Source organism: Bradyrhizobium sp. 930_D9_N1_4 (assembly GCF_052076015.1).
GTDB lineage: Bacteria > Pseudomonadota > Alphaproteobacteria > Rhizobiales > Xanthobacteraceae > Bradyrhizobium.
In genome coordinates, this window is record NZ_CP197236.1 from 5,352,520 (window position 1) to 5,364,379 (window position 11,860).

An 11,860-nucleotide genomic window follows, 5' to 3' on the forward strand; every position below is an offset into this window, starting at 1 on the left:
TGGTTTGAAGCAAATGCGGCGAAAATGGCCGGGGTCAGGCAGGAGGCCGGCATCCGAAGGATGCGCCATTGCGCCCCAGTCGATGCAGAGTTGCAGCGATCGCACACCGCATTGTGTTGAGGCGCTGCTGAACAATGGCGAGCCGGCCGTGGAAGCTCCGCAGAAAGGCCGCTGGGGCGCTCCCTCGGGATCAGGCGTCAGGCCGCGGCCAGGGCCTCGACCCTGGCCGGATCGAGCAGACTGACGCCGCCGTGAATGATCTCGATCACCCCGTGGCGCTCCAGCTTGGTGAAGGTGCGGCTGACCGTTTCGATGGTCAGCCCCAGATAGTCGGCGATGTCCTGGCGGCTCATCGGCAGCGGAACCGTATCCGACGCTCCCCTCAGCGAGACCAGACGCTCGCGCCAGCCGAGCAGAAAGGTCGCGACCTTCTCGTCCGCCGAGCGGCGGCCGAGCAGGACCATATGGTCGCGGGCCTGGCTGAGCTCGCGAATCGCCAGCTCATTGATCCGCCTGAGCAGATGCGGCCGGTCCTCGATGAAGCGGCCGAAGGGCACTTTTGCGAACTGGCACACGATGACGCCGCCGATTGCATCGGCCGAGAAATTGTGCCGGCCGGAAATATTCATCCCCAGGAAATCTCCCGGCAACGCGAATCCCACGATCTGCCGCCGTCCGTCTGGCAGCAGCTTGTAGAGCCGCATAACGCCGTCGAGAAGATTGTAGAACGACGTCGTGATGTCCTCCTCGGAGAACACGGTCGCGCCCCCATCAAGGTGGACGCGGCGCGCAAGATGCTCGAATTCCCTGAGTTCGGCCGGGTCCAGCGACGAGCACATTGCGAAGCTCCGGACCGCACAGTCGCTACAGAAATGCCCGTTCGGCTCGATCGTCACCACGGAAGCCTTCATCCACCGCTCCAAGCGCCGGCCGCCTCCTCATCAGGCCGAGTCCACCGCGCCGGCTGCATTTTACTGCACTGCGCCAAAGCCGATTGACCCAGATCAATTTTGGCGGAGATGGCCGCCTTGTTCTGCCGTCACACCGCCTGCACCGTCCAGCCGATCAGCTCCTTCGCAAGGCGGGCGAAGGCTGCGTCGAACGCCGCGACAGCCGCGGCCGGTTCGATCTTGTCGAGTTTCTCGCTGGCCTCAATGATGCGCGAAGCAACCACCTTGCCGTTCTTGTCGACGATCCGCGCCGACAGCCCGATCTCGACCCGCGTCTCGCCCTCGGTGGTGATCCGGAAGCGCCTGACGTCGATCAGGAGCTGGTAGTCGGCCTGCCCGAGGTCGGCCGAGCGCAAGGGCGCGTGGGCAATGTCATAGTTCTCAAAACTGTCGATCAGCCGCGCCTGCAACAGCTTTGGAATGCTGTCGGCCCAGAGGAATTCGGCAAAACCCGGATTGTCGCCAACGGGCGAAAACAGCATGCGCTGGGTCTGGAGCATCGCAACCGCAGTCGGCTCAGGAATCGCGAGCGACGCGGAGAGGGTCTTGCCGGCGGGACCGAGATTCTGCGGTGTGCGCAGGTCGTAAGTGATCTTTTGCGCCGGCGTCCCGCCGCCGGTCATCTTCTCAAGACCCGCCAGGATGCCGTCGATCTTGCCGGTATTGCGCGCCAGACCGTCGGAGAACGTCTTCAGATTGGCGATGGTGTCCTTCAGCGGCCCGGAATTGTCCTCCAGCACGGTGTCGACGCGCCGCAGCGCGTCGCGCGCGGCCTGCGTCATGCTCTGGCCTGCGCCGGCCTCGGCGATCAGGGTCAGAACCTCACCGGACTTGGCAACGATCATGCCACCCTCCAGCGTCACCACCGGCACGCCGGTCAGCCCCTGGAAATCGAGCCCGACGCGGGTGTCGGTGCGCACCGGCGTCGTCGCGGCCACCGAGATCGTCGCATTGACGAAGCGCGGATTGTCCGGCGCGAGCCCAAGCTGGGTAACTTCACCGACCCGGATCCCGTTGAACAGCACGCCGGCCCCGACCAAAAGACCCGGCACCGGTCCCTGAAACTGCACGTGGTAATTCGTACGTGGCCCGACGCCGCCGGTGTTGTTCAACCAATAGACGAAGCCGAAGACCGCGATGATCGCGGCCAGCACGAAACTGCCGATCAGCACGTAGGGAGCGCGGGTTTCCATGTCTCATCTCATCTCGTGTCGCAGCATCTGCGAGCGCTTGCCGTGGAAGTAGGCGCGCACCCAGGGATGCTCGGATTGCAGCAGTTCGCGCATCGGGCCGATCGCGACGATCTTGCCGTCGGCGAGCGCGGCTACGCGGTCACAGACCGTGGTGAGGCTCGCCAGATCATGGGTCACCATGAACACCGTGAGGCCCAGAGTCTTTTGCAGCGTCCCGATCAGCGCGTCGAAATCGCCGGCAGCGATCGGATCCAGGCCGGAGGTCGGCTCGTCCAGGAACAGGATCGGCGGGTCGAGCGCGAGCGCGCGGGCGAGCGCCACGCGCTTGGTCATGCCGCCGGAAAGCTCTGACGGATATTTGTCAGCGTCCTGTGCCCGCAGCCCCACCATTTCGAGCTTGGCAATCGCGATCTCGTCCATCAGCTCCTGCGAGAGCACCAGATTTTCTCTCAGCGGAAACTGGACGTTCTGGCGGACCGTCAGCGAGGAGAACAGCGCGCCCTGCTGGAACAGGATGCCCCATGTCGTGGCCGCGCCTTCCTTGCGGCCGTCGACCGGATGTCCCATGACTTCGATGCTGCCGTCCTGGCGCGGGATGAGGCCGATGATGGTCCGCATCAACACCGACTTGCCGCCGCCGGACGCGCCGACCAGTCCGAGGATTTCGCCCCGGCGGACATCGAGCGACAGATGATCGAGCACGGTCTGGTGGCCGAAGCCGACCACGAGGTCGCGGACGCGGATCGCGAACTCCTCCTGCAATTGCTCCATCGTCACATTCCGATCGAGGCGAAGAAGATCGCGAACAGACCATCGAGCACGATCACCAGGAAGATCGACTTCACCACCGACGTCGTGGTCTGCCGTCCGAGCGACTCGGCGCTGCCTTTGACACGCAAGCCCTCGCTGCAGGCAACGATCCCGATCACCAGCGCCATGAACGGCGCCTTCAGGATGCCGACCTCGAAATGGGTAACGGAAATGGCCTCGTGCAGTCGCGCGATGTAGATCGCCGGCGACATGCCGCCATAGAATTGCGCGACCAGGCCGCCACCATAGAGCGCGGCAATCGATCCGATGAAGGCGAGGATCGGCAGCGCAATGACCAGCGCCGCAACGCGCGGCAGGATCAGGACGTGGACGGGGTCGAGCCCCATGGTCGAGAGCGCGTCGATCTCCTCGCGCATCTTCATCGAGCCGAGCTCGGCGGTGTACGCGCTGCCCGAGCGTCCGGCGACCATGATGGCGACGATCAGAACACCCAGCTCGCGCAGCACGAGGATGCCGACCATGTCGACCGTGTAGGATTCGGCACCAAACCTGCGGAAATGAAAAAACCCCTGCTGGGCGATGATGGCGCCGATCAGGAAGGTGATCAGCACGACGATGGGAATGGCCTGCCAGCCGATGCGGTAGAGCTGATAGACCAGCGAGGTCAGCCGCAGCGACCGTGGCCGGCGCAATACGCCGATCACGGCCACGAACAACGCGCCCAGCATTTGCAGAAAGGTCGCGATGTCCTCGCGCGCACCGACCGTGGACTTGCCGAGATCGCCGAGCCTGAGCAGAACCGGGTTTGGCGCGGGCACAGGAGCCGGCGTGTGGCGGTTGACCTGACGCACCTCGTCCATCAGGCCGCTGAAATGATCGGCGACACCAACGAACTCCGTCGATCTGCCTGACGATGCGGCCCGGCGCGACAGCTTCTCCAGCACCCAGGCACCTAACGTATCGAGCGCGCTGACCCCCGACATGTCGAGCGTCACGGTTCTGGATCGATCGACGTCGGCCCCGACCGAACGGGACAGCATTTCGAGCGCCGACACATTGGCGGCGGTCCACGGCCCTTCCGGGCGCAATTTCAGCAGATCGCCTGAGGGCGTCGCCAGCAGCAGCGGTTCGGAGTTCACGCTTTCCACCTCATCGGGACGATTCATCCCCATTCAGCCGGGATTTCTAGGCCAGCATGTGGCGGCCGGTTTGACCTGTCTCAAAACCGGGACAGCGCCCGGCGGCTTGACGCAAATCAAGCGTAGCCGCGCCGACGAGTCCCAAGAGCTTGAGAACGACCAAGGCGGCAGCAACTTCGTTCGAAGCACACGCGTCGGCGGTGCGCTCAGAGCTTGAGCCTGACGTCGCAGATGTCAGGCTCGGTCGGGTCCGGCTTCACATCAAAACCAAGCTGACGGCACATCTCGAGCATCACGGTGTTCTCCTGGAGAACATCGCCCGAGATGGTCTTCAGCCCTTCCGAGCGCGCATAGTCGATGATCAACTGCATCAGGGTCCATCCCAGCCCCCTGCCCTTGAGGTCCGATCGCAGCAGGATGGCATACTCACCGCTCTCGTAGACAGAGTCCGAATGGAGCCTGACAACGCCGACCATCTCGTTGGTGACCTCGTCGAACGCGATGAAGGCCATCGCACGGGCATAGTCGAGCTGGGTCAGGCGTGCGATGAACTCGTGGGTGAACTCCTTCATCGGCGCAAAAAAGCGCAGGCGGAGATCGTGCTGCGTAACATGGCGCAGGAATTCGTGGATGGTCGGCTCGTCCTCGGGGCGCAGGGGCCGCACGAAAATGCGCCAATCGTCCTTGAGGGCCAGGCGGCGCTCCCATTGCGAGGGATAGGCGCGAACCGCGAAATTGGCGGGACCGGAGCCGGCGAACTTTCGCTGCGGCGGGCCGACCGCAACACGGGCATCGACCGCGGTCACGCCGGTCTCATCCGCGAGCAACGGGTTGATGTCGAATTCGCGGATCTCGGGAATATCCGCCGCCATCTGGGCGAGCTTGACCAACACCATCGCGACGGCGTCCGGCTTCACCGCCGGCACGTCCCGATACGCCTTCAGCAACCGTGACACGCGGGTGCGATCAATCAGGTCGCTGGCAAGCTGCAGGTCGAGCGGCGGCAGCGCCAGCGCCTTGTCATTGATGATCTCCACCGCCGTGCCGCCGCGACCAAAGACGACGACGGTGCCGAAGGTCGGATCGTCTGCGAGACCCAGGATCAGCTCGCGCGCCTTCGCCTTGACGACCATCGCCTGCACGATGACACCCTCGATGCGCGCTTCGGGGCGGAGCTTCCTCGCCCGGGCGAGAATATCGGTGGCAGCCGCGCGCACGGCCTCCGGCGTGGTCAGGTTGAGCACGACGCCGCCGACGTCCGACTTGTGCGTGATATCGCGCGACATGATCTTCAGCACGACGGTCGCGCCCTGCGCGAGCAGCTCGCTCGCATAGGCGACCGCCTGCTCGACATCGGTTGCCGCTTGGGTCGGCACCATGGCAATGTCGTAGGCCCCAAGCAGATGCTTGATCTCGACAGGTTCGAGCCATTTGCGACCGTCCGCGATCGCATTGGTGACAATCTGCCGGGCGGCGCGGGCGTCGGGCACGAACGTATCCGGCATCGCCGGCGGGACCTGGCTCAGCTCCTCCACCACTTCGCGATGCCTGACGAGATGCATGAAGCCGCGCACCGCATCGCCTTCGGTCGGGTAGTTTGGAATCCCGGCGCCGGATAGTGCCTGAATGACGCTCTGGTCGGCTCCGACCCAGGCGGCCAGCACAGGTTTTGCCCAACGGCCCAGCTCCTTGCGATATTGTCCGACGCGATCCGTTACGGCTGCCGCGATCTCGGCAGCAGGAGCGGTCGCCGTCTGCACATTGAGAACCAGCACGGCGTCGTTATCGGGATCGGCGAGCAGCACCTCCAGCGCCGCCGCGTAGCGGGCCGCGTCGGCGTCGCCGACGATGTCGACAGGGTTTGCGCCGGACCAGGTCGGCGGCAACACATCGTCAAGCTTGTTGCGCGTCTCTGCCGAGATGGTCGCGGGAATTCCGTCGAGCTCGACCAGCCGGTCCACGGCCAGGACGCCGATGCCGCCGCCATTGGTCAAAATGGCCAAGCGCTTTCCGGCCGGGGATTCGACGCGGCCGAGGGTCTCGGCGCAGTCGAACAGCTCGCGCAAATCAGACACGCGCAAAACGCCCGCACGTCGGAATGCCGCGTCATAGACCGCGTCGGCGCCGGCAAGCGCACCGGTGTGCGTGGCGGCGGCCTTCGCGCCCTGTGCCATGCGGCCGGACTTCACCACCACGACCGGCTTCACGCGCGCCGCGGCCCGCGCCGCCGACATGAACTTGCGCGCGTCCTTGATGGCTTCGATATAGAGCAGAATCGCGCGGGTCTTGTGATCCATCGCAAAATGATCGAGCAGGTCGGCGATATCGACGTCGATCTGATCGCCGATCGTGACGATGCCGGAGAAGCCGACGCCGCGCTGGGCGGCCCAATCCACCATGCCGGCCGCGATTGCGCCCGATTGCGAGATCAGCGCGAGATTGCCCGCACCCGGCATGTGCGCGGCAAAACTGGCATTGAGGCTGACGCTGGGCATCATGATGCCGAGGCAGTTCGGACCAATCAGCCGCATGCCGTATTTGCGGGCCGCGGCGATGGCTTCCTCTTGCAGCGATCCCGCCCCGTGACCAAGCCCGGCCGAAACGATCAGCGCACCCGCCGAGCCGCGACGCCCGGCCTGATCGATGATCCCGGGAACCTCTCGTGCCGGTGCCGTGATGACGACGAGTTCGGGAACGAAAGGCAGCTTGTCCAGGCTCTTCACCGCGGCGATGCCGCCGATCTCGGCATGACGCGGATTGACGAGGCCGAACTGCCCCTTGAATTCGGCCTTGCGGATATTCTCCAGCACCGCACGCCCGACCGAGGCCGGACGTGCGCTGGCCCCGACAAGCGCGACCGACCGCGGCGATAGCAAATTCTTCAGACGATAGGTGGACATGACAACAAATGCGCCCGGTCGGTTCCGGGTTCCGATGGTTGGAGATCAAGCCGGACAACTGACGACGCGCCTAGTGGGAGATCATAACCCAACACGGTGGCTCGCCAATGACGGTCTTTGTCACACCGCCCCAGACGATCTCGTTCAGGCGCGAATGATGGTAGGCGCCCATCACGATCGCGTCGATGGCATGGGACGTCGCCCAGCTGCCGAGCACCTTGCCGATCGAGCTCCCGTTACCCTTCACAGCCTCGAACGAAGCGTAGATCCCGTGCTCCCTGAGGTGATGGACGAGACTCATGCCCGATTGCGTGATCGCGTCGGTCTTCTCGTCCGCCACCGTGACCACCTGGACGGATGCCGCGGCCTGAAGAACGGGCATCGCATCGCCAACCGCCCGTGCTGCACGGGCAGAGTGATCCCAGGCAATCATGACGTTCTCGAATACCGGACGCGGTTCACCCACGTGCTGTTCCGGGCAAAGCAGCAGCGGCCGGCCGGATTCGAACAGGAGCGTTTCGATGATGTGCTCGGTACGGCTGTCATGCGATTTGACGGGGAACAGGGTGATATCAGTAAAGCGCGCATGCTCGGCCAGGATCGACGCGATCTGATCCGCCGGCGCTTTGCCCGATCGGCTTTGAGCACGAATGTTGGCGCGAGACGCCGCACGGGTGAAAGCGTTCAGGAGTTGCTGCATGTCGCCCGGCTCACGCGCACCGCTGGTCTCCGCGGAATCCGGATCGCCCCGAAGAATAACCTTCGGCCGTACGAAAACATCGTCCTCCAGCGCGAGTGCCGTGATCCTGGCGCCGAGATCGGCCGCGACCGTCACGCATTTCTCGATCGCGGCAAGCGCAGGCTCGCGCGGCGGGCCGACAAGCGGCAGAAACACGTCCTTGATGGGCATCGGGATTCTCCTTACCAGTCAAGATAAGCCGCCTTTTGTCGAGGCGTTTGATCCTCCTCAAGGCCGGGAACAGCGCGCGTCCAGCCGGCGACAGGGCTTTGACCGATGTCAAGGACTGGCCGCGATCCGGTTCTAAGGGTTAGCCTGCGCCTCAATGCTGATGCACTGGACATGCCCGCAGAGATGACGAACGATTCCATGCCCCAGGAACGGGTTTTCCAAGCACTCGGCGCGCGTCCCGGCGTGAAGCGGATCGACACCCACGCAGCTTCAGTATTTCTCGACGAAACGCGCGCGCTGAAGGTCAAGCGCGCCGTCAAATTTCCATTCCTCGACTACTCGACCCTCGAAAAGCGCAGGGCCGCCTGCGAGGAGGAGATCAGGATCAACCATCCGCTCGCGCCGCAAATCTATCACCGCGTCGCGGCGATCACCGAGGAGCCGGACGGATCGATGGCGATCGACGGTCGCGGCCGGCCGGTCGAGTATGCGATCGAGATGGCACGCTTCGACGAAAGCCAGACGCTCGACCATCTGGCGAAGGCCGGCCCGCTGGACGAGGAGCTGGCCGCAGCCGTCGCGGATGCAATTGTAGCATCGCATGCAAAAGCGGCCGTCGCGGACGGCGCTGCGTGGGTGACGTCCATTCCTGCGCTGATCGATGGCAATCGCAACGGCCTGCGCAGCGGTGGCCACTTCGAAGCGACAGAGATCGAGCGGCTTGGCGAAGCGTCACAACAAGCATTCCTGCGTGTCCGCGCCGCGCTTGAGGAACGTGGTCGCCTCGGCTTCGTGCGCCGCTGTCATGGCGATCTGCACCTTGCCAATATCGTGCTGATCGACCGGCAGCCGGTTCTGTTCGACGCCATCGAATTCGATGCGCGGATGGCGACCGTGGACGTGCTCTACGATCTCGCGTTTACGCTGATGGACCTGCTACGCTACGACCAGGCGAATGCGGCCAACATCGTCCTGAACCGGTATCTGATCATGGCGCCGGTCGAGACCCCTGACGTGCTGGCGGCATTACCGCTGTTCATGTCTCTTCGCGCAGCGATCCGTGCGCAGGTCGCCCTGGCACGGTTGAAACGGCCGGATGCCGACGGCCCCGGGATTAGCGATGAGGCGCGCCGTTATTTCGATCTCGCGCGCACGTTGATCCATCCGCCCGGTCCTCGCCTGATCGCGGTGGGCGGACTATCAGGCACCGGAAAATCCGTGGCTGCCCGTGCGCTGGCTTCCGACGTGCCGCCGCTGCCAGGCGCAGTCGTGCTCCGCAGCGACGTCATTCGCAAGCAGTTGTTTCAGGTGGACACACCGAGCGGCTACCGCCTTCCACCTACCGGCCCGAGGTCACGACCGAGGTCTACGACGTGCTGATGCAGCGCGCCCGGCAGGTGCTAGCGCAGGGCCATTCCGTGATCGTCGACGCCGTCTTTGCGCGTGAGTCCGAACGGGACCAGCTCACGGCTCTGGCCCGCGAATGCAACGTGCCGCTGAGCGGGTTATTCCTCATCGCCGATCTCACCACCCGGCAGGCGCGAATCGACGACCGTCAGGGCGATGCGTCCGATGCAACGCAAGAGGTTGCCGCGCAGCAAGAGCGCTATAATATCGGCCACGTCGGTTGGGCGACCATCGACGCATCCGGAACGCAAGCGCAGACGCTCCAGAACTGCCGGGACGCGATCGCTGGGGGGCAACTAGGGCAATCTGATTGGCGCGGGCGAAGATGGCGCGACCTACCACGAACTCGACCGCGAGCGCCGGACTCGCGGCGCGGCGTAATGCCCTGCCCGGCCGTCTTAGCCCCGGCATGGCCTGCGATACCGCGTTCCGCATCATCGCCCGCCGTCATCTCGGTGCCGTCCTTGCACAGCATGAAGGCACCTGCCGCGGCGATCCGGAGGCTCTGCATCAGATCCGGATCGCGCTGACGCATCTGCGCACCGCCATCCGCTTCTTCTCGCAGATGGTCGATGACGGACTGCGGCCGCAGGTCTGGACCGAGCTGAAATGGCTGAACAGCCAGCTCGGCATGGTCAGGGACCTCGACGTCGCGATCGACCGGGTCATCGCCGAGAGCGGCGGCGAGCTGGACGTGATCGCCGAGCTTCAGCACTGGGACGAGAAGCGCGCCGAGAGCCATCGTCTGCTGGCGCGCGCGTTGCAATCCGCACGGTATCGCCGCCTGGTCGAGCATACCTCGGCCTGGATCGAGAGCGGCCCCTGGTCGACCCGGCGCAACAAGGAGGCTGCCAGGCTGCGCCGCTGCTCGCTCGCCGACCACGCGACGGCGCAGCTCGCGGAATGGGAAACGACGCTGCTCAAGAAGGCCCGAAAACTTCGGAAGCTCGATGTCGGGAAGCGGCACAAGTTGCGGCTTCTCAACAAGCGGCTGACCTATTCGGTCGAGTCACTCGAAGACCTGTTCGCCAACGATTCGTTGATCGAGCAGAGGTCGATCCTCAAGCAATTGCGCAAGGCGCAAAAGTCCCTCGGACGGTTGAACGACGATGCGCGAGGGCAGACGCTGGCGGCATCGTTGAATGAGGCCGTCCCCGAGGCGGGCATTCGCTTCCTCGATCGCAAGCGGGAAAAGAAGTTGCTCCGAACCGCCACAAAAGCCTACCGGAAGCTGGACAAGGCCAAGCGGTTCCGCTCCTCCGACCTCGCGCCGAATGCGGAGCCCGAGGATTAGGTGCGTACCTGCCCTGCTTGACCTGGGTCAAATGGCCTTCCTGCCGGTGACCTAAGCTCCACACCTCAATATCAGTGTGAACTTGCGGAGCTCCCCATGCGCGCCCACCAGATCATGACCCGCTCGGTCATCTCGGTCACCCCCGACACCAGCATCGTCGAAACCGCGAACATCATGTTGAAGCGGCATGTCAGCGGCCTCACTGTGGTCGACGATGCCGGCAAGCTGGTCGGCGTGGTCTCCGAAGGCGACTTCATCCGCCGCAGCGAGATCGGCACCGGGCGCAAGCGCGGGCGGTGGCTGAGGTTCATACTCGGGCCCGGCAAGTCCGCCAGCGACTTCGTGCACGAGCATGGCCGCAAGGTCTCGGAAGTGATGACCGCTTCGGTCGTGACCATCACCGAGGACACGGCGCTTGCCGAGATCGTCGATCTCATGGAACGGAACAATGTGAAGCGCCTGCCGGTGGTGCGTGGCGACAAGGTCGTCGGCATCGTGTCGCGCGCCAATCTGCTACAGGCCGTGGCAGGCCTCGCCCGAGAGGTGCCGGACCCGACGGCCGACGACGATCACATTCGCAGTCGCATCATCGACACCATGGAGAAGAACGAGTGGTGCCCGTTCGGACTGAACGTCATCGTTCGCGACGGCATCGCTCATCTCAGCGGCGTCATCACCGAGGAGCGTGTGCGGCAGGCCGCAATGGTCGCGGCGGAGAACGTCGCGGGCGTGAAGAAGGTGCACGACCATCTGTGCTGGGTCGACACCATGACCGGTGTCTATCTCAACTCGCCCGAGGACGACAATCTTTCCAAGGCGAGCTGAGAGCTGTTCAGCGCGGAATGACGGCGGTGGCCTCGATCTCGACGCGCGCCGCCTTCTCGACGAGCCGGACGACCTGGACCAGCGCCATCGCAGGATAATGCGCGCCGAAGATGGTGCGGTAGATCCTGCCGAGCTCCTTCAGATTCGCCAGATACTCGTCCATGTCGACGACGTACCAGGTCAGGCGCACCAGATGCTCGGGCCGCGCGCCGGCCTCCGTGAGGATTTCGGCGATGTTGCTGAGAGTCTGGCGTACCTGCGCGACAAAACCGTCCGCGAGACGCTCCTCGACATCCCAGCCGATCACGCCGCCGGTGACGACGATGCGTCCCTCCGCGGCGATGCCATTGGCATAGCCCTTCGGCATCGGCCAGCCCGAGGGCTGAAGCACCTGCGCTTTCGGGCGGGTGTCATCCTCGTCGGCTGTCGGCAACACCGCGAGCTGCGGGCTTTTCGGCGTCGTCACGGACA

9 protein-coding genes and 1 pseudogene are annotated in these 11,860 nt (G+C 64.5%); 3 read left to right on the forward strand and 7 right to left on the reverse strand.

Going from position 1 to position 11,860, the window contains the following annotated elements:
- Positions 1 to 197: 197 nt before the first annotated feature.
- The 6 genes from AB7532_RS25450 to AB7532_RS25475 all read right to left on the reverse strand — a co-directional run bounded on the left by AB7532_RS25450 (position 198) and on the right by AB7532_RS25475 (position 7,863).
- Complete coding sequence (locus AB7532_RS25450; RefSeq protein ID WP_441237438.1) at positions 198 to 911, reverse strand: helix-turn-helix domain-containing protein; 714 nt, start codon at positions 909 to 911, stop codon at positions 198 to 200.
- 128 nt (positions 912 to 1,039) lie between these two features.
- Positions 1,040 to 2,143, reverse strand: coding sequence for an ABC-type transport auxiliary lipoprotein family protein (locus AB7532_RS25455; protein WP_441237439.1), 1,104 nt, complete (start codon positions 2,141 to 2,143; stop codon positions 1,040 to 1,042).
- Between the two features lie 3 nt (positions 2,144 to 2,146).
- Positions 2,147 to 2,914: an ABC transporter ATP-binding protein gene (locus AB7532_RS25460; RefSeq protein ID WP_441237440.1), complete on the reverse strand. Its 768-nt coding sequence runs from the start codon at positions 2,912 to 2,914 to the stop codon at positions 2,147 to 2,149.
- Between the two features lie 2 nt (positions 2,915 to 2,916).
- The gene (locus AB7532_RS25465; protein ID WP_441237441.1) at positions 2,917 to 4,053 is read right to left on the reverse strand and encodes an ABC transporter permease; all 1,137 of its coding nucleotides are present in this window, start codon (positions 4,051 to 4,053) and stop codon (positions 2,917 to 2,919) included.
- 206 nt (positions 4,054 to 4,259) lie between these two features.
- Positions 4,260 to 6,953: a bifunctional acetate--CoA ligase family protein/GNAT family N-acetyltransferase gene (locus tag AB7532_RS25470; RefSeq protein WP_441237442.1), complete on the reverse strand. Its 2,694-nt coding sequence runs from the start codon at positions 6,951 to 6,953 to the stop codon at positions 4,260 to 4,262.
- 70 nt (positions 6,954 to 7,023) lie between these two features.
- Positions 7,024 to 7,863, reverse strand: a complete 840-nt coding sequence (locus AB7532_RS25475; RefSeq protein ID WP_441237443.1) for a universal stress protein — start codon at positions 7,861 to 7,863, stop codon at positions 7,024 to 7,026.
- 183 nt (positions 7,864 to 8,046) lie between these two features.
- Between AB7532_RS25475 and AB7532_RS25480 the strand changes: the two are divergent.
- The 3 genes and pseudogenes from AB7532_RS25480 to AB7532_RS25490 form a co-directional block, all read left to right on the forward strand.
- A pseudogene (locus AB7532_RS25480) lies at positions 8,047 to 9,557 on the forward strand (AAA family ATPase); the annotation flags it as partial.
- A gap of 38 nt (positions 9,558 to 9,595) precedes the next feature.
- Positions 9,596 to 10,564, forward strand: a complete 969-nt coding sequence (locus AB7532_RS25485) for a CHAD domain-containing protein (protein ID WP_441237444.1) — start codon at positions 9,596 to 9,598, stop codon at positions 10,562 to 10,564.
- 96 nt (positions 10,565 to 10,660) lie between these two features.
- Positions 10,661 to 11,389 carry a CBS domain-containing protein gene (locus AB7532_RS25490; protein ID WP_441237445.1) on the forward strand — a complete coding sequence of 243 codons (729 nt, stop codon included), beginning with the start codon at positions 10,661 to 10,663 and terminating at the stop codon, positions 11,387 to 11,389.
- Positions 11,390 to 11,396: 7 nt separating this feature from the next.
- Here the strand turns inward: AB7532_RS25490 and AB7532_RS25495 are convergent, their stop codons facing one another.
- Entirely contained in the window at positions 11,397 to 11,855 is a 459-nt protein-coding gene (locus AB7532_RS25495; RefSeq protein WP_441237446.1) for a RidA family protein, read from the reverse strand.
- Between the last annotated feature and the right edge of the window lie 5 nt (positions 11,856 to 11,860).

Bases quoted from the DNA above. Each gene is read 5' to 3' on its own strand.
- AB7532_RS25485 (WP_441237444.1), top strand. From the start codon at position 9,596: ATGGCGCGACCTACCACGAACTCGACCGCGAGCGCCGGACTCGCGGCG.
- AB7532_RS25470 (WP_441237442.1), bottom strand. From the start codon at position 6,953: ATGTCCACCTATCGTCTGAAGAATTTGCTATCGCCGCGGTCGGTCGCG.
- AB7532_RS25490 (WP_441237445.1), top strand. From the start codon at position 10,661: ATGCGCGCCCACCAGATCATGACCCGCTCGGTCATCTCGGTCACCCCC.
- AB7532_RS25460 (WP_441237440.1), bottom strand. From the start codon at position 2,914: ATGGAGCAATTGCAGGAGGAGTTCGCGATCCGCGTCCGCGACCTCGTG.
- AB7532_RS25450 (WP_441237438.1), bottom strand. From the start codon at position 911: ATGAAGGCTTCCGTGGTGACGATCGAGCCGAACGGGCATTTCTGTAGC.
- AB7532_RS25475 (WP_441237443.1), bottom strand. From the start codon at position 7,863: ATGCCCATCAAGGACGTGTTTCTGCCGCTTGTCGGCCCGCCGCGCGAG.
- AB7532_RS25455 (WP_441237439.1), bottom strand. From the start codon at position 2,143: ATGGAAACCCGCGCTCCCTACGTGCTGATCGGCAGTTTCGTGCTGGCC.